Below are 18,699 nucleotides of genomic sequence, written 5' to 3'. Positions count from 1 at the left end.
AAATTGTCGATTTTGTGGTAATATAAGTACATAAAATTACTGCCAATAGATCAAGAATGTCTATTGGCAGTTTTTATATAGATGTCGAATAAGCCGCCGGCCATTTGCCGGCTTTCTATTTATTATTGTAGGATCGGAGGGTTCTCCAGGACAAGTAATTCCTGAGTCTTAATAAGAAATTGCTTTCCGGATTCTGACAAATAACTATTCTTTTCTTTTATCCAGCCAATTTCCAGAGAAAATGGACAGTCTATGATCGGAATGGCTTTTATGGATTCATGGAATAAGAATTCACGATACGCCTTTATATTTTTGGTTGCAATATGATAACAGCCGGTCGTATTCAAAAAGCGGATCAGGCTGTCTCTGTCTGAGACATGAATGATCGTATCAGGCTCCAGGACGTCTAAGTATTGATCTTTCATCCCGCTGAAGCCTTCTTCTGGTTCCAGAAAATCAATCATATCTTCCGAAAGCATTTCAAACACGAACATATAGACGCGCTGGAAGCAGGAATTTCTGTCGATGACGGCGAGACACAGGCGGCGAAATTCTGGAAGCGAAATGATATATCGCTGCTTGACATCGCGAAATGCCTGGCGATCACTTTCGGAATATTAGCCGTTACCCAGATCTTATGCAATATAGTAAATACCTCATCGCTGCCGGGACTCGTTAAGACTTTATTCGGGAACATCTATCTTGTTATGACCACCATTACGATCATTCTGGTTACTGCTTTTCCAAAGGTGTTTGAAAACATTCATGGCGCCACGGAAATCGGAACCATCATGATTACGATGTGGTTCGTACAGATCGGCGCCGGGGCAAGAATCAGCGAGATTATCATGCTTGCTCCTGTGGTACTGGGATTCAAAATATTAATGTTTGTGATCAATATTGGCGGAACCATGGCTTTAGGCAAACTATTCAAATGGAACATTGAAGAATGTTTCACGGCATCTAATGCTGCGTTGGGAGGGCCTACGACAGCCGCCGCATACGTTATCGGCAAAGGCTGGTCTAGTCTGATCGCGCCAGCCACCTTAGTAGGTCTGTACGGCTACATCATTGGTAATTATGCCGCCGTTTTCACAGCAAACATCTTTAAGTAGCATAATAATGCATTGGAGGAACAAGATTATGAAACATATTGTAGCAGGCCAGATCATGCATGAAAGCAGTTCTTTGGCCAAGCATCCTACGGAAGTTGAAAATTTCCGCAGAACCCTCATCTGGTTTGAAAAGAACGATGTATTCCAGCTATCGGAAATTGGCATGCGGGACTATTTAACAGGAATCATGGAAAAGGGTACGGAATTGGGAATGGAAATTGCCCCTTGTTTCTGTACATTTGCAAGTCCATCCGGAGTAATATCAGCCTCTTGCTTCCAGACTTTGATGGACAGATTCTTTGATGGAATCGATACGGACAAGCCAATCGACGGCTTCTGCCTGGCTCTTCACGGAGCCGGCGTATCCCAGGACAAACCCGACGTAGAGGGCGCCGTGTTAGAAGAAATCAGAAGGCGGTTTGGTTATGAAGTCCCCATCGTCGTAACGTTAGATCCTCATGCTAATATCACCAGGAAGATGATCGAGTCGAAAGCCCTGTTGCTACCCTCAAAACTGTATCCTCATACAGACACTTACGAGACCGGGGAAAAGGCTGCCCAGCTCCTGAAGGATCTGCTGGACCAAAAGATCAGTCCTGTAATGCATGTAAAAAAATTACCGCTATTGATTCCCATTACCAAAGGCTGTACCGATGAAGCCCCCATGAAAACCCTATTGGAAAAATGCTCCGAAAAAGAAACTATTGCAGGAATGATAGCCTGTACATTCGTGCACGGGTTTCCCTATAGCGACATCGAAGAATGCGGCGCATCCGTCGTCGTAATTACAGACGGGAATCAAGAACTCGCCCAGGAAACCGCCAATGACATCGGAGATTATGTGATGGAGAACCGTAAGGACTTTCTCTCAGATTGCCTGACAGTAACCCAAGGCGTAGACTTGGCAGAAGCGCTTCTTGCCAGATCCCATGGCCCCATTATCATGAATGAAGCATCTGATAATCCAGGCGCAGGAACTCCGGGAGATGGAACCTTCCTTCTGAGAGAATTGATCAGGCGAGACATTCCAAAAACTTGCTGCGGTGCTATTATCGACCCACAGACAGTCGCTCTGGCGGTCAGCGCCGGAGTCGGAGCCAGGATCAATATTATGCTGGGCGGCAAAACGGACGCTCTCCACGGAGCTCCTGTCTCGCTTGAAGATGTATATGTAAAAGCCATCACTGACGGTAAATATAATATAATGAGCCCTATGACGCATGGACAACCCGTGAACTTCGGCAGGACCGTTCGCCTTCAAAAAGGAAATGTTGATATCGTGGTTGCGTCTAATGCTTTTCAAATTATGGATGATGGCATTTTCTTACTGTTAGGCATAGACGTAAAAGAATACAATATCGTCTCTGTAAAATCAGCGCAGCACTTCAAAGCATATTTTGAAAAAATCAGCGGAAATATTATCACCGTAGATCCGCCAGGGATCAGTACCGGAAATTTGGAAACCCTGCCTTTACAGCATATACAAAGACCCATCTTCCCATTGGACGATATCTAGAATCACAAATGGTGCCAGAATCAACACTCTGGCACCATTTTATCTACATTTTTAATCTTTATAAAAATTGCTTCAGATCATCCCGGAAAGCTTCCTCGCATTTGACAATGTCTTTTGCCAGCGATATGCTTTCCCTGGAGGCGTCTGAATACTGGTTGATCTTTTCCGTAAGGCTTTTGATTCCCATGTTGCAGCCATCTGTCATGATCTTGGCAATCTGGGAGGCGTCATCCTTGATCATCAGTTTCATCTCCGTGCTGATCCAGGAAAATGCAGTCGCTATCTTTTCCGGCTCCTTCTCATCCTTCCCGAATTCTGCCAGCAGTTTAGAAGTTTCCTTCTCCAGTTTCTTGTGCTTCTCGTCATACTCTTTCAGTACCTTCGCAAGTTTCTCATCCATTACATATTCCCGAACCTGGTTCATGCTGTTGATCCCCATCTTGCACCCAGAATTGCATTCCTTTAATAATTCAACCGTCTGTTTTTCCATAACCTGATCCCTCGCTCCGTTTTTCTTTTTATTCTGTGGGATTTCAGGAGAAATATGCATTTATCGGCTAAATTTATTCCAGAGGCTAGTTCTTTTTATGCAAAGACAAAAGTTTTCTTTCACAGACCGCATAGATATTGTCATCTTTTTCAAGTTCTGCCTCCACGTACTTCATCACTGTCGGCCACTCTCCTATAGTTCCCACACATTATGATTGGTACTACAGATTGCGATCGCTCCAGCATTCAGATTATCTATCACTATCTTTTTATCGCACACCAGCCCTGCCGAAATGACGGGTTTTTTATGCTCTTCTACCGTCCACTCTACAACCTTTGTCCAGCCAGGCACCACATTTATAAAATCGGCTTTACTAATTTCCATCTGCTTTCCTATGCTTCTATAAGCAGAAGAATCAAGTATAAAAAATCTGTGTACTGTGTAAAATCCCAGTTCCTTTGCATACCGAAGCATAGACGCCTTAGCGCTGATAACTCCATCAGCCAGAGTATTCTGCCTCATAAACTTAAGTACAGAATTTCTTCCGGAAAAGCCATCCACCATGTCAATATTTACAAAAACCGTTTTTCCTCCATCTTTGAGTCTTTTTATAATATTGGCGATATCAGCGATATCCCCATAAAGCGTAAAGACAATCTTCGCCTCATTTTTTAATACCAGTTCTACATCTGCATCGCTGATAACCCCCGGAATCACAGGATTATCTTCAAACAGTTCTATCATCCTTTTCATTGCACAAGCCTCTTCTTTCTCAGTTCCAATTTCACAAGGAATACTCACCTTGTGCCGCAATCTCTTGGCCTATTGCATTTTATACATTTTTCCCAACTCATCAGCACATTTGATTATGTCCGCAACTGTCTCGGCGTTTGTGTAGAAAGGCTCTCTTTGCCATTCGCTTTGGCCCGGTTCTCCTGCTATCGTTCTATAGATTTCCTCATTTGCAGCGATCCCCATATCTTCCAAAGTTATCGGAAGCCCCACGCTAAGATTAAACCGTATTATCTCTTCTATCTCCTCCATCGGAGCATGTTCTGCAAGAAGTTGGCATATGACGCCAAATGCCACCTTCTCTCCATGAAGCGCTTTATTCCCTCCCGGCGCCAAAGATATGCCATTGCAGATACAATGAGCAGCCGCACATCCTACATTCTCGAAGCCAAGGCCACTCATTAACGTGTTTGCTTCAATAACTGCCTCCAATGCCTCCGTCACAAGATGCTTTTCATTAGCCAGTTTTGCCAGGCGGCCGTTTTCCAGAATTATCTTAAGGCACTCCTGCGCAATAACTTCTGCGGTTCTTGTCCGCCGATAGCATCCGCTCTCCTGACAAATATAATTATTGCTGTCCATAGCAATGGTTGCACGCGCCTCGAACGCAGTTGCCATCGCATCCCCCATACCTGCCACAAGATAGCGGACCGGAGCCGACGCAATAATTTTGCTGTCTACAAGTACCATGTCCGGATTTTTTGTAAAATAGTAGACATCATCGTGTTCGTGTCTGTCATTATAGATTATTGCCATTGCACTTGTCGGCGCATCCGTAGAAGCGCTTGTCGGTATGACGATAAGCGGCGCTTCCATCTTTGCAGCTACGCACTTAGCTGTATCAATGGCCTTCCCGCCCCCGATTCCTACTATAACTTCCGCTTTTGCTTCGCATGCTTTTACAAGCGCCTCATCAATACGCTCCTTTGTAATCTCTGTATGATAGCAAAAACTATGTAATTCGGCTCCCTCCTTTTCATACATGGACTCTAATTTACTTCCATAATCCTCAAAAAAGTATTCGTCAATCACAGCAAAAATCTTTTTGCCATATTTCTTTGTATGCATTGCTAATCGCATCAGTTCCCCAGGCCCCTGTATATATCTTGACGGGGATCCCCAGGCTCTTGCAGTCGTATTTACCATCTTTCCTGCCTCCTTCCTCTATATTTTCGATTATATCATATTCCCCAGGGTTCCGTCTTCCTTTTACATTCTATTCATAACTCCGTTCCTCACAGCACCTGAAAAAGTCTTTCCAAAATGTTTTCATAATCATCAATCACAAAGACGTCCGACATTCCAATGATTGGAGCACATTCATCATGATTTACAGACGCAATAAATCCACTGTTTTCAATCCCCGCATAAAAGGCGGCCGAGCCAGATACGCCTATAGTAATACAAACCTCCGGCGAGTAGATATGTCCTGATACTCCCACGATCTCATCGATCAGCGCCCAGCCATTCATGGCTACCGGCCTGGTGACTCCAAACATGTACCCTCTGCTTATTGCAGATGCCTTAATTTTTTGCACTTCTTCCTTGCTTCGTACTCCTTTTCCCACTACCAGCAGAACATCCGATTCCTTCTGTTTCTCTCCAGCTTCTATCAAAGTCTTCTCTGCGCCATCTTTAAAATGCTCTGGCACAATCCTTTCAAATATCTGATTCTGGCTATACGCAGGAACCTCCCTGTCTCTCCACTGGGCAAGCCCTAAAGCAAATGGCGGCTCCAGCCGAAAAACCGCTTCCATATTAGCCTGATACACGGATTTATAGAAGAGGGCTTCTTTCCCGTCCCGTGTGATGCCAGATATCCCAAGAATACATCTGCATTCTTTAAGCGCGGCATATCTGCCAGCTATGTCCTCCGTATAATCTCCTGCTGCCACCAGCACCCCATCATATCCTTCCGAATAGTCAAGCTCGAAGATATCCTGTGCAATAGATTCTGTATAGGCCTCCCGGTAGGCAACGGCAGTTATGCTTATTGAACTATCCATAAGCGCGGAATTAATAATTTTCCATTGTTTCTTTTGTTTTCTATAAGAAACGTCATCCGGCGCGCATATTACAAACAACCATTTCATATGCAATATTCCCTTCCTTTAACTACGTCTGTGCTCATTTATTAATCTTCCCAGTTCTTCTGCGGCCTTTCTTCCTTTCTCCTTGACCCTCTCCCCTTTTCGCTTCCTGTCGATATAGGAGAGCGCAATAGGTATCGTACCTGCAAATCCGTCCAGGGCTTTTGCTTCTGCCACCTTTATTTCTTTCTTTCCATATTGAATACGATCTTTTAAAGTCGGAACTCTGAGTTTGCTAATTACTGCATTCCCAATACTGAATACGGCAGGCCTATCCACAATCTGCTCATAAAGAGCTCCGCCTTCTTCCGTAACTGCCCGGAGCCTGCCTCCCTCAAGCAGATGAATATCCACTACATCAGGAACCAGACGCATGCCAAGGGCTGACGCCGTAAAGTATGGCGTCAGTCCGTTATTTCCCGGTGATGCCTGCCGGCCCATGATGATATAATCCTGAGGATGTTCTTTTACATAAAGAGCAATCTCCTGCGCAATTGCCTCCGGTACGAATCGTATATCAAGACCCTTATCATCTATGCGGACTGTCTCATCATATTTAAGCGAATTCAATGTCTTAAGGTAGAGTTCTGCCTGCTCTCCCGCGACCGTAAACGCTGTTTTCTCAAGATGCAGATTAAGACCTTCCGCCTCGTCAGAAAGTCTTAATCCAAATTCCAGCCCGCTCTCGTCGAAACAATTCCACATGGTGCGGACATAAGAAGTATTCACCTGCATCCTTACATCCGCCTCATAATCTTTCGCCGACATCTGATCCAGATCCGGTATAATTTTAAAGCATACCAGAAGTTTCATCATTTTTTATAAGGCAGAATCGTTCCAATATTCATTACGCCATTCGGGTCAAATGCCGCTTTTAATTTCTTTACTATGTAAAGCGCTGAGCCATGCTCTTTATCAATCCAGTGTACCCTGTGCTTGCCTACGCCATGGTGGTGGCACATAGAGCCTCCAGCCTTGATCGTCTCTTCGCATATAATCTTCTTAATTGGAAGATGGTACTTTTTAATCTCATCTTCCGGCGCGCAGTCCACCACATTATACCAGTATACAAAGTAAAGATTAATTCCGTTGGAGTAGCAGTGGGAGGCATGCGCTCCGAATACTGTGATATCGGGTATCTCATTCACAACCCTTTCCTTGCATATACGGTAGATCTCCTCTACCGCGCTCCAGTTTGCAGAAATCTCCGTTGTGCAGCATACATTCTTTGTCTCGAGGACTTCCTTGCGCTCTTCTTCAATACGCGCCGCATCCCAGTTAAGGTTCGCAAACCATGTCTCAATCAATTTGTGATCAACTTCCATACATTCGGGATATTTTCCTACAATTTCCTTGATTCCCTCTGCATTTGCTTTAGAGATTCTTTCTGGCCCCTCTGTCACGAAGAGGATGACACACTTCCCAGCTGCAAAGTGGGAGAAATGCTCCTTACCATCTTCTGCATCGTAAAGCCTTGCCACGGAAGGCTTATATCCCTCAGACATCACATCATGCATAATACGGATGCCAGTAATCATATCATCCAGCGTGTAGCCCATGCACACATGATACTCTGGAAAATATTTAAATAGTTTTACCGTAACTTCCGTGATAAAGCACAGCGCGCCTTCATTTCCAAGCACGATATGCCGAATATCCGGCCCCGCCGCTCTTCTTGGAACTGCCTTAATATTCGTGATGGTTCCATCCGGAAATACCGCCTCCACTCCAGCCAGCATATCTTCGATTCCACCATACATAGTGGAGAACTGTCCGATACTTCTTGTCGCAACCAGACCGCCCATCTGTGCCAAAGGCTTAGACTGAGGCGAATGACCGGTTGTAAATCCAAGTTCCCTTACCTTGTTTTCCAAATCTTCAAGTACAACTCCGCACTCGCAGGTCACCTGCATGTTGTAAGTGTCTATATTAATAATCTTCTTCATTTGAGAGCCATCCAGCACGATAGAATTTTCTACGATTGTCTCAAGCCCTCCCTCCGTGGCCGAATGGCCGGTACGCGGGACCACGTTGATTCCATTGGCATTGGCAAATCTCAACACTTCCGATACCTGTTTTTTGTTTTGCACAAATACAACGGCCGCAGGCAGCGGATTGGTAAATACTTTATTATAGCCTTCGTATTTCCTGAACCTGTCATAAGAACTTTCCTGCAGTACCTCTATGTCGGTCACAACCCGATCCGGCCCACAAATCTTAACTAATTCTTCTACAATTTCTTCCCTTAATAAACTCATTATCATTACCTCTTTCCATTGTTTTCTAACCGAATAATTCATATATCTTTTTATTTACCGGATCTGAATAGTCTTTGATATCACGGTATATATTGTTGATAATCTTTTCATATATTTCCCGATGCTCCAGATCCGGCTCGAAACTGTCCCGAATTCTTACCATCTTGCCTATAGCCGTCTCATAATCCGGATATGCGCCTGTTCCAACGGCCACATTTATTGCCGCCCCAAGTCCTGCTGCATTATTTATTACATTGCGCACGCTTCGGATGCCGAATACATCCGCAAATATCTGCATAAACAGAGGACTGTTGGAGCCGCCTCCTGACACGATTACCTGCCTAGGCTTTATGCCCTGTTCTTCACACATCGCATCCACGCTCATCTTCATTGTCATTGCTATGGCTTCTAAAATAGAGCGATACATATGGGCCCTCTTATGTCGTCCATCAAAGCCGATGAACATTGCCTTTCTGTATGGCATATTATTGGGCGCCAGGAATTCGCCTACAGTTATCAGTCCTTCGCTCCCAGGCGATATAAGCCTCGCTTCTCTTTCCAGAAGTTCTTCTACACTGGTTCCCATGCTTTTCGCCTTTTCTTCTGCCGCTTCTCCAAGAAGCTCCTTGAACCAGGATACGCTCCACATTCCCCTGCGTATGCCCACGCTTGTTTCATAAAGATATTCATACGGAATGGCAGACAGGTTGGACCAATATTCAGAAGCCGTATCTGTATATGCCTTCCCCCTCATCATTCCGCCAATGTAAGTTCCCAGCGACACCAGCACAGAGCCATCATCTCTGAGGCCTGCCCCAAGTCCTTCCGCCGCCTTATCATTGGCGGTGGCAATTACCGGGCACCCTTCCGGGAGCAGCGTGGCTTCGCTTGCCTCCTTTGTCACATATCCCAGGAGGTCGCCTGGCATCACCAGATCAAACAAATTCTCCCTCGTAATGTTATATTCTTTATAGTCCTGGGGATCGTCGCTCCACTTCCATTCCTTCTTGTCGAAAGGTCCGTAGACCCCTTCATAATTTGCCGCTGTATCCTTGAATTGGCCGGTCATCCTTACCGTCAGATAGCCGGTGGTGGTGGACAGATAGGCCATATCTTTAATATCGTTCTGATAAGGCTTGGCAAGGCGTTTATCCATCCAGTTGATAACCGGATATGCCAGCGTTCCATCCTTCTTAAGATAAGTTCTGCAGCACCGGATACTTCCAAGCCCAATTCCCAGAATGTCTTTCTTGCTTCCTTCAAACTTCCGCATTAGCCTCTGGCATGCCGTCACCAATGAATCCCACAGATCATCTTCTGGATGCTCGGCCGTGTCTGCATCCGGGACGAGCAACGGACGCAGCATAACCTTTTCCTCGCATATAATCCGGCCTTCCAGATCATATATCCCAACTTTAGTGCTCTGGGTTCCCCCGTCAATTCCAATTACGTATTTCATTTACGCATTTCCTCCTTCGGCATCCTTTATCATTTCTTTTTGATTTGCCTCAATCTGCGTTTTATTCTTCTTTATATAGCGAAGCAATATCCCTACCAGTATAAGGCAGACGATAATGGTTAAGAGCATATAGATAAATATGTAACGGTATCCCAGCGCTCCCTCGTATGCATCCAGCCAGTGCCCGCACAGTGTAGAGTTGAATGCGTCCGGAAGGAACCCGATAAACATGGCAAACCCGGCCACCGCCCCGTATATCTTCTTTGGCGTTCCGATTTCGCCAATAATTGCATAGTACATTCCCCGCATGCCGTAGATGGCAAAAGAACTTACCACCATTATCACAACCGTAATAATGGTATATTCTACTCCCACCGGAATACCAAGCAGCGCTATCAGCGAAGCAATAAAAATAATATCAAATATTCCGATCAAGAGGGTACACTTCCCTCCTATCTTTTCAGAGATGAAGCCGCTCAAAGGCGCAGCCACAAGACGTATTACATCTTTTCTTAAAATCCCGACATATCCCGCGGCCACCGCCGACATTCCTAATATATTCTGTCCGTAAGCCTGCATATAAGAGGATGAGGAATATGCGGCATATATAGTAAAGATCACGCCAGCCACCAGCCATGCGGACGGGGTCTTAAGTGCCGTAAGCATGTCTTTTACTATGGAAGTATCACTTGATGTTCCCTGCCCGGTATTGTCCGCCATAAAGAAGAAGCTTACCACTCCGCAGATGATAGAGAGGATGGCCAATGCGAGTATAACGGCGCGAATGCCTCCCATACGTTCAAATACCTGCATCAGTCCCAGCCACATAACAAGGACGAACACTCCTCTGACTCCTTCAAACAATCCGAATATCTTGCCTTGCCCTTCTTTTTCTTCCAAAAGCGACACAGCCTTAGTCATGGCGGGCCAGAACATCCCGATATTGGTAATCGCCCATAAACCGTGGATTATCATTGTCGAAGAAAAAGATGGCATCGTGGAAAGCCAGATTCCAAGGATTCCACATCCTGTTGCCGATGCCGCAAATAATTTTCTGTGCGATATCCGGTCTGCCAGCCATCCACCGGGTATGTAAAGGATAGCTGCCAATAATCCAAACAGACTCATAGACATGCCAAACTGCGTATTATTCTGTCCCAGTGCCTCTCTAAGCGGCTCATACAGCGCCCATCTAAGATATGGCAGCTCTGTAATAATTCCGCATGTCATACAGATAATCATAAAAGTAACCCACTTGTTTCTCTTTTTCCCTTTTTCCAAAGTCTTTCACCTGTCCCTTTCCTTCTTCCTTTGCATTATCTCATCAAAAACCCGCCATCTACTGTCAGCACGTGCCCATTTACATAATCTGACGCGCTGCTGCAGAGAAAAACGCATGCTCCCATCAAATCATAAAGGTCTCCCCACCGATTAGCCGGAATATGTGCCAAAATTTCTGCATTCCTCTTGGCATCGCTTCTTGTCTTTTCTGTTAGTTTCGTGGCAAAATATCCCGGCGCGATAGTATTTACCTGGATATTGAACTGTGCAAGTTCATCACACATGGCTTTTGCAAGACCTGCGATTCCATGTTTGGTTGCCGCATAAGCCGGTGACCACTGGCCTCCCAGGAAGGTGTACAAGGAGCCAATATTAATGATCTTGCCGCTTTTCTGAGGAATCATGTATTTGCATGCTTCGTGCGTCATCTCGAAAGCTGCCGTCAGATTCACAGCCACCATCTTATCCCACTCTTTTCTCGTATACTTTGTCACATCTTCCACATTAATACTGAGCCCTGCGCAGTTAATCAGGATATCAATGCTTCCCCATGTGTTCACGCATTCATCTATCACTCTTTTACATTCTCCATCTGCTGTGATATCTGCTTTGATAAATTTGTACTCTTTGCCGCATTCCTCGATTAATTTCCTCGTCTCTCCGTCATCATCTACGATACTGGCTGCCATTACATTAGCACCGCCCTTAGCCAGGGCTGTGGAAAATGCCTGGCCCAGTCCTGAGTTTCCTCCTGTCACTACCGCATTCTTTCCTTCCAGTGAAAATAATCCCATGTGGAAATCGTTGATTTGATGCATACCTGTATCCTCCATTCGCGTAATTTAGGTATCGTGAAGGCCCTTCCCTCCCTGTATATTCACTGTGCAGAGAATAAAAAAAGACGAACCAAGCATACTCTAAAAGTATGCCTGTTCGTCTTTCTTTGCTTCTAACGATACATTTATTTTATTTGCCCCAATCGTACCAGTTTTGCTTTTGTTTGTCAATCCTTATTTAGATTTTCGATTATTTAGACAATTCGCCCCATTTATTTTTGTATACTTTGCATATTCATGTTTTGGCCCTTCTGCATTGACATGTCTTATATCATCTGTTAATATTTAAATAATTTAATGATAATGCATCAGTTGAGTAGAAGAAAGATGCCACAAACTTTAAAAGGGTTTGGGGCATCTTTTGTTGTTTTTTAATATTTACCAAAGAAAGGAAATCCGTTATGATGGGAAAAATCAAAAAAACAAGCAAAATCAGAAAGATCGCATTCTGGCCCGCCTTTATCCTCCTTTTTGGCTCGCTCGTATACAGCATTGTGGATAAAGATGGATTTTATGCCATGGCAGACACTGCCAATACTTGGGTGTTGGAGCATTTTGGGTGGACTTACAGTCTTACAAGCTTCCTCTGTCTTGCCGCAGTTGCCATCGCATACTTTTCTCCCCTAGGCAATGTAATCCTGGGAGGAAAAGATGCCAAGCCGATTCTTTCCAAAAAGAACTGGGCTACCATTACACTGTGTACTGCAATGGCGGCAGGCGCTCTGTTCTGGGGAATCTCAGAGCCGATATACCATATGTCGGCGCCCCCGGCAGGAATGGAGCCTAACACATGGCAATCGGCTAAATTTGCTATGGAGACTATGGTTCTTCATTGGTCCATACACCCTTACTCCCTCTACACGCTTCCTGTTATCGCGTTTGCCTTTGCCTTTTTCAATATGAAAAAGCCTTTTTCTGTTGCATCTCAACTGAGCGTCATTACAGACAGGCTTCACATAAAAACCACTGAAAACAGCAAATTTACTCAGATACTGGATACAATTCTCCTGTTTGCCATGGGGCTTGGCATCCTCGGCGTCATCTGCACCGGCACTTTAAACATGGGCGGCGCGCTCCGGGAATTAACAGGAATGGAAAGCAGATCCGGCGCCTGGCTCATCATTCTTTCCATTGTCACTGTTTGCTTTATTATCTCTTCCATCTCCGGAATACAGAAAGGTATTAAACTGCTGTCCAATATAAATGTTATTATTTATTTTGCAATACTGGGGGTATTATTCATTATCGGCCCTACCATGTTTATGATAGATGGCACAGTGGAAGCAGTTGGCGGCACATTCTCGCAGCTTTCCTCCAAACTTCTGACTACGGGCGCATATGCAGAAGATTCCTGGGCCAAAAGCTGGACCGTATTCTATGCCGGAAGCTGGGCTCCCATATCCGCCTGTTTCCTTGCACGTCTCGGGGTGGGCTATAAAGTAAAAGATTTAATCAAGATTAATTTCGGCATTCCGATACTATTCAACATTGTATGGTGCGGCGTTTTTTCCAATCTTGCAATAAACTACCAGCTTACTGGAAAGCTTGATCTGATCCACATCCTCGAAACCAAAGGGGCGGAAGGCGTAATCTATGCCATTTTCCGCGATATGCCTGGCTCTACCTTTATAATACTGTTATTTTTTGCGGCGCTGATGTTTTCGATGATTACTGCTATGGATTCTACCACTAATTCCATCGCTGCATTATCTACTTCTGGCATATCGCCTAAGGATCAAGAGTCGCCAGTATTTTTAAAGGTAATGTGGGGCATAATGTTTGCCGTCCTGTCTTACGTCATGCTGACAATTTCCGGAATTGATGGGATCAAACTTGTGTCCAATCTTGGAGGGCTGCCGAATATTTTCATTCTCCTGGGTGGCGTCTTCTGCGTACTTGTCATATCTTCCAATGTCAAGAAATATAATCTGGTGGATATAGACAGTATAAAAAATGATAAGTAGGAATTTGCAGCCGCCTTATCACTGCCTCGCTTACTCTGCGTAATACAGCACGCCCAAGGTTCCCGGGCCGCAATGGCTGGAGATGACGCCTCCGGCGGTCGTCTCCAGTATCTCATGGAAATGTCCCAGAGATGCCAGATAATCCCGGATCTGCTCCACAATCTCAGGTGACGCCCCTGAATGCGTGATGAATACCCGCGTGCCGTCCGCCTTCTTAAGTTCTTCTTCCTTTTCCCTTACATAGTGCAGCAATGCCTTATTCATGCTGCCACGGTATTTCTTCCCGACTTCCATCCTGCCATCGATTACATTGATGCAAGGATGCAGTTTCAGCGTATTTGCCAACAGAGCCGTTGCGCCGGAGCATCTTCCGCCTCTGGCGAGGTAGGTCAGCGTATCCACCACGAAACTGGCCTTCACTTTGGAGCGCGCCGTCTCAATCTCAGTCACGATATCCTCCGCTCTCTTTCCCTGCCTTGCCATCTCGGCGGCCCGCAATACCTGCAGCCCGATTCCGGTGGACAGGCTCTGGGAATCTATCACGAACACCCTTCCCTTATCATATTCTTTCGCCGCGAGACGCATAACATTGCAGGTTGTACTCATTTCTTCAGAAATGCCAAAAAAGATGACATCCTCATCCGCTTCCATGCAAGGTCTAAGCATCTTCTCTGCGTATTCAAAGGTGATAGCCGCCGTCTTTGGCGTCCTTTTATTTGCCTCTGCCCAGGCAAATATCTCATCCGGCGTAATCTGGGTCCTGTCATAATAACTTTTATCATCCAGTACGATGCAGAGGGGCAGTATGGCGATTCCATACTTTTGAATCAAGTCCTCTGTCAAATCGCATGTGCTGTCCGCAAATATGCGGACCGTCCTATTCTCCATGAACGTCACTCCCTGGTTTTTATATTATTCAAGAACTTTTTCCCTTTGTCCATGCAGGTGTTAAAGACGGCCAGAAGGATTAAGCCTTGTAATATCAAGTATACCACAAAGCCGCCTCATTTCCCAATCTCATCTTCCATATCTTCCCAGCCGATTTCCTCCGGCTCCATCTTGATTTCAAAGATGACTTCTTCAATGGCTTTTACGCACTCATCCAGATTCTTCTGTATATCCTTTCCCCAGAACCGTATCACCGTCCATCCCTCAAAGAGCAGTTTTTTATTGACCTCTTCATCCCGCTGCCGGTTCCTTGTAATCTTGGGAATCCAGTAATCCGGATTCTTTCCCATGGCAAGTTTGGGCCTTAACATCTCCCAGTCCTTGCCATGGAAGAATTCGCCGTCGCAGAAGATGGCAATCTTATACTTCGTCAGAACAATATCCGGCCTGCCGCTCAGTTTGTCATAGTTCTTCCGGTACCGGTATCCTTTGGCCCACAATGCCTTTCGCAGCTGGACTTCTATCTTGGTGTCCTTCCCTTTGATATGCTGCATCGTTTTCCTTCTTTGCTGCTCGCTGAGAACATCCATTTTTCTACCCCCAATTCTGCTTTAGAGTAAAGAATGCGCTTTCTATCACAAAAGGCACCTGCCTTACGCCAGATGCCTTTGCTTGCTATATGTAGAGTATCGCTATATTGGCGATCCAGAGCACGATCGCAAGCACCAGTCCCACGATGCAGAGTATCCTGCCCGTCTTTGCCTGGCTGGCCTTACTGGAACCCGAGCCCATTCTCGCCCTCGATATTCCAAGGCACGCAAATATAATGCTGACGATCGGTATCCAGCAGAACACAAGGCTTAATATGCCGAACGTCAGCGCCATTGTGGCCGCCTTTGTGTTGTCCACCGTATGTACCGGTATCGGCTGCGGATTCGGCATCCCTTGTGCTCCCTGCGGATTTTGCATTCCCTGTGGCAACGGCACCGGCTGCTGAAGCGTCACGAACAGCTGCTCCAGGCTCTCTTTATAAGGCTTCTTCGCCATACATCCCACGAATCCGTCGAGGTCCCATTCGCCTCCGGCCGTTCCTTTTATCCACGCCTCCAAGTGAAGCGCTCCGTTGGAATAGAACCATTTCAGGTATTTATAGCCTTCCAGCATGGCATCTCCCGCGCGGTATGCCGGCTCGCCTTTCCAGTCCGCCATTATAAACTGATTCTTCTGGAGATAGTCATTCATTATAAAATGAACAAAATCATCCGGCTGGTTTATCACCAAATCTCTTACAAATCTTGCCATATTACCCTCCTCGATAAGCAGCCTCTTCACTTCTCTCACTGCTTTTGTATAATACAGTATTAACGTATCATTTTTTTCATTAAAAAACAATAAAGTCCCGCTTATTCTCCTCTATTTTACTGTATAATCATCTTTAGAAGACATCACCCTGGCACATATTTTTATAATATGCGCATTACAAATATTTAAACGATAAGGAGATACTGCTTATGAGAGGAAATACCATCGTTGAACAGGTCGATCATGATGGCAATACATACATGGACGTGGACATCAGCCTGTCGGCCAAAGATCTTTTGGAAGTCTTGAAAACATATTTCCCGGACATCCGGAAAGACAAGGGAATGATAACCGGTAATTTTAAAGACCGCCTTTACTCCATCCGAGTGAAGAACATCACCTATCTTGGCATCCCCCACCCTGTTTTTAAAAAACGGATCCAGATATCCGGAGATCTTAAAGATTTCTACAACGATTCCCTTTCACGGGGAATGACTCCGCTGCTTTTGGGCATTTATACCCGGGATGACTTGACGCTGTTTTGTGACTTTAACATTGAGGATTTCGTCGCAAAGAAGTCTAACAATTCTTCCGCCCATGTCTATACCGAGGATCTTTCCTTCGCGGCGGAGGACGGCATCTTCCAAAAGACAGACTACCGTGGCAATCACATAACCGTATTTCGCCCGGACTGCGTCGAAGCCTTCCTATCAGAGAAGTTCGGCCTGGAAGCCGGATTGCAGGAGGCCAGCGCAGACGAGGATTCAGCGTTTGACATCCTGGATTATTTCACAGGCCTGCCATCCCCCGTCTCCGGAACAGCGCCAGCCTTTCCTGGGGCGATGCCGGATGAGATTGTGGATATCTTCCGGGATTTCTTCCTTGGGCTGCCCAGCCGCTGGGACGGCATCGACTGCTATAAGGAAATGATCGCCGACAACTACCGGAATAAGTATCAGCCGGAATGGGCCGGATTCTATCTGGAGTACCGATTCGAAAAGTATCTGAAAGAGAATTCGCTTGAGCATCTGATCCGCTACGAGCAGAACAAGAAGAAGAACGGCATCGATCTGGACCTGTACTTTCCCACGCTTATGGATTACGGCGACCTTAAGGCCCACAGCGATTATTCTAAGGGCATCCAGGGGAACGACTGGAACACCATATTCGGCATTCTAGGCCAGACCGATTATGAGCACCACATTTACTACATTATCTGCGAGCATGCCACTTACAAGGACAGCGAGCACGGATACGAGACTACCCAGTTCTGGAACCGCGCACAGGGCAAATCCAATCTTATGAGCTATCAGAAGCGGATGAAGCATCATGTGGTGCTATCCAAGATGCATATCCTGGACATCAATAACTCCAATAAGCACTTCCTCAGCATGTTCCGCCAGGGCGTCAACAGCAATGGCAAGCTGCGGGAGCCGAAGATTATGATCGACCATGATATGATCAGCAAGTTTTCTATCTGCGACGTCATAATTTAACTTTTCTATAGATCAAACAGCCGCTTCGCGCATTCTGCGATCACCGTCACGTTTACGCTGTTGCCATACTGCTTATAAGCCTGCTGGTCATTGGCATTGGAGATGAACTTCGCAGGAAAACTTTGCAGAGCCGCTGATTCTTCCACTGTAAGCCTTCTCTTGTATCTGCCGATGATCGGAATCTGCACGATGGCCACCAGGGCTGGAAAACAGGTAGGCACCTTGATCCTGACGCCGGAGGGGCGCAATTGGATGACCCCTTCCCATACGCTGTCAATATTGGTTCCTGCCTGCCATTCCATCTTGCGCTGGGTAGGCGTAAAATCCTTAAGGTCGTTATATTTCTTCAGCCACTGGTCAATAAACTTCTGGTTGCTCTGATACAGCCGGATGTTCTTATTGACGAACTCCTGCTTCCAGGCCGGGAACTCTGCAGGAGCCTTCTCATAGCGGAAGAACTCGGACCAGATCGGGAAGCCGATCACCTTCATATCAATGCCATGGTAGAATTCGTCCCAGGCATTCAGCACCATCTCTTCATGCTCTGATATGGCATATTTCTCATCCACGGGATGATCCTTTACCACGTCGTAGATTGAATTCTGCTCCTTCTTCATCAGATCGTGGAAAGCGATATTAAGCGGCTCGTCCACACGGTCCGGCTCGTACTTTCCGAGTATGACCACCCTCTCCCGAAGCTGTGGCACGCCAAAGTGGTGGGGACTGAGGATTAACGGCTTCTCCATCAGGCGGTAGCCTTGCTTTCTTAAGTTTGCCCGAATGACCTTCCAGGTATTTCCATGGTCATGGGACACCAGATTCCTCACATTTTCCAGCACGATATAAGGCGTATGATGATGCTTCAAGATCCGCACGATCTCAAAGAACAGGGTGCCCCTGGTCTCGTCTTCCAGGCCCTCCTGCTTTCCCGCCTTGCTGAACGCCTGACAAGGGAATCCCGCGCACAGCACGTCATGCGGCGGGATATCCTTCTCATCGACATTGCGTATATCAATGCCCGAGTCCATTCCATAATTTTCCTGATACGTCTCAATACAATATTTATCTATCTCAGAGGCGAACACGCACTGTCCGCCCAAACTGCTCATCGCTTGATGAAATCCACCAATACCGGAAAATAAGTCGATAAAAGTAAATGGTTTTTTCATGTCTTTTGCTCCCTTGTCTTTAAACCTTTTTGTATTATACCAT

18 protein-coding genes are annotated in these 18,699 nt (G+C 45.9%); 4 read left to right on the top strand and 14 right to left on the bottom strand.

The window, feature by feature from the left end:
• Positions 1-122: 122 nt before the first annotated feature.
• Entirely contained in the window at positions 123-425 is a 303-nt protein-coding gene (locus tag K0036_RS02700) for a hypothetical protein (protein ID WP_220430687.1), read from the bottom strand.
• On the opposite strand from K0036_RS02700, the gene K0036_RS02695 reads away from it, so the two are divergent.
• A complete protein-coding gene (locus tag K0036_RS02695; RefSeq protein ID WP_220430686.1) occupies positions 414-1,115 on the top strand; it encodes a DUF819 family protein in 702 nt (233 codons plus the stop codon). The two genes, K0036_RS02700 and K0036_RS02695, sit on opposite strands and share 12 nt — an antisense overlap.
• Before the next feature lie 28 nt (positions 1,116-1,143).
• Positions 1,144-2,631, top strand: a complete 1,488-nt coding sequence (locus tag K0036_RS02690) for a M81 family metallopeptidase (protein WP_220430685.1) — start codon at positions 1,144-1,146, stop codon at positions 2,629-2,631.
• A 58-nt stretch (positions 2,632-2,689) separates the two neighbouring features.
• Here the strand turns inward: K0036_RS02690 and K0036_RS02685 are convergent, their stop codons facing one another.
• The 9 genes from K0036_RS02685 to K0036_RS02645 form a co-directional block, all read right to left on the bottom strand.
• Entirely contained in the window at positions 2,690-3,121 is a 432-nt protein-coding gene (locus tag K0036_RS02685) for a hypothetical protein (protein WP_025645468.1), read from the bottom strand.
• 192 nt (positions 3,122-3,313) lie between these two features.
• Complete coding sequence (locus K0036_RS02680; protein ID WP_025645476.1) at positions 3,314-3,874, bottom strand: glycerol-3-phosphate responsive antiterminator; 561 nt, start codon at positions 3,872-3,874, stop codon at positions 3,314-3,316.
• A gap of 69 nt (positions 3,875-3,943) precedes the next feature.
• On the bottom strand, positions 3,944-5,059 hold the full coding sequence (locus K0036_RS02675; protein ID WP_025645478.1) for a glycerol dehydrogenase: 1,116 nt from the start codon (positions 5,057-5,059) through the stop codon (positions 3,944-3,946).
• An 89-nt stretch (positions 5,060-5,148) separates the two neighbouring features.
• Complete coding sequence (locus K0036_RS02670; RefSeq protein ID WP_220430684.1) at positions 5,149-6,006, bottom strand: FAD-binding protein; 858 nt, start codon at positions 6,004-6,006, stop codon at positions 5,149-5,151.
• An 18-nt stretch (positions 6,007-6,024) separates the two neighbouring features.
• Complete coding sequence (locus K0036_RS02665; protein ID WP_025645484.1) at positions 6,025-6,819, bottom strand: electron transfer flavoprotein subunit beta/FixA family protein; 795 nt, start codon at positions 6,817-6,819, stop codon at positions 6,025-6,027.
• Positions 6,816-8,261 (bottom strand): FAD-binding oxidoreductase, encoded by a 1,446-nt coding sequence (locus K0036_RS02660; protein ID WP_025645486.1) that lies wholly within the window; start codon positions 8,259-8,261, stop codon positions 6,816-6,818. The genes K0036_RS02665 and K0036_RS02660 overlap by 4 nt, the downstream gene beginning before the upstream one ends.
• Before the next feature lie 25 nt (positions 8,262-8,286).
• Positions 8,287-9,720: an FGGY-family carbohydrate kinase gene (locus K0036_RS02655; RefSeq protein WP_025645488.1), complete on the bottom strand. Its 1,434-nt coding sequence runs from the start codon at positions 9,718-9,720 to the stop codon at positions 8,287-8,289.
• Complete coding sequence (locus K0036_RS02650; RefSeq protein ID WP_155857644.1) at positions 9,721-10,962, bottom strand: MFS transporter; 1,242 nt, start codon at positions 10,960-10,962, stop codon at positions 9,721-9,723. It abuts the gene before it with no gap.
• A 74-nt stretch (positions 10,963-11,036) separates the two neighbouring features.
• A complete protein-coding gene (locus tag K0036_RS02645; RefSeq protein ID WP_025645493.1) occupies positions 11,037-11,819 on the bottom strand; it encodes an SDR family oxidoreductase in 783 nt (260 codons plus the stop codon).
• A 419-nt stretch (positions 11,820-12,238) separates the two neighbouring features.
• On the opposite strand from K0036_RS02645, the gene K0036_RS02640 reads away from it, so the two are divergent.
• Positions 12,239-13,801, top strand: coding sequence for a BCCT family transporter (locus K0036_RS02640; protein WP_220430683.1), 1,563 nt, complete (start codon positions 12,239-12,241; stop codon positions 13,799-13,801).
• 30 nt (positions 13,802-13,831) lie between these two features.
• Here K0036_RS02640 and K0036_RS02635 read toward each other — a convergent pair whose 3' ends face one another.
• The 3 genes from K0036_RS02635 to K0036_RS02625 form a co-directional block, all read right to left on the bottom strand.
• Positions 13,832-14,689, bottom strand: coding sequence for a DegV family protein (locus K0036_RS02635; RefSeq protein ID WP_025645496.1), 858 nt, complete (start codon positions 14,687-14,689; stop codon positions 13,832-13,834).
• A gap of 116 nt (positions 14,690-14,805) precedes the next feature.
• Positions 14,806-15,279 carry a very short patch repair endonuclease gene (locus K0036_RS02630; RefSeq protein ID WP_220430682.1) on the bottom strand — a complete coding sequence of 158 codons (474 nt, stop codon included), beginning with the start codon at positions 15,277-15,279 and terminating at the stop codon, positions 14,806-14,808.
• Positions 15,280-15,364: 85 nt separating this feature from the next.
• Positions 15,365-15,991 (bottom strand): hypothetical protein, encoded by a 627-nt coding sequence (locus K0036_RS02625; RefSeq protein WP_044955679.1) that lies wholly within the window; start codon positions 15,989-15,991, stop codon positions 15,365-15,367.
• Positions 15,992-16,200: 209 nt separating this feature from the next.
• Between K0036_RS02625 and K0036_RS02620 the strand changes: the two genes are divergently transcribed.
• Positions 16,201-17,487, top strand: a complete 1,287-nt coding sequence (locus K0036_RS02620) for a hypothetical protein (protein WP_220430681.1) — start codon at positions 16,201-16,203, stop codon at positions 17,485-17,487.
• 5 nt (positions 17,488-17,492) lie between these two features.
• On the opposite strand, the gene K0036_RS02615 is transcribed toward K0036_RS02620, so the two are convergent.
• Complete coding sequence (locus K0036_RS02615; protein WP_173693525.1) at positions 17,493-18,656, bottom strand: DNA cytosine methyltransferase; 1,164 nt, start codon at positions 18,654-18,656, stop codon at positions 17,493-17,495.
• Positions 18,657-18,699 lie beyond the last annotated feature (43 nt).

This window comes from [Clostridium] scindens, assembly GCF_019597925.1.
Taxonomy (GTDB): Bacteria; Bacillota; Clostridia; order Lachnospirales; family Lachnospiraceae; genus Clostridium_AP.
Note: the sequence above shows the minus strand (reverse complement) of the source record. Positions and strands in the feature narration are given on the sequence as shown.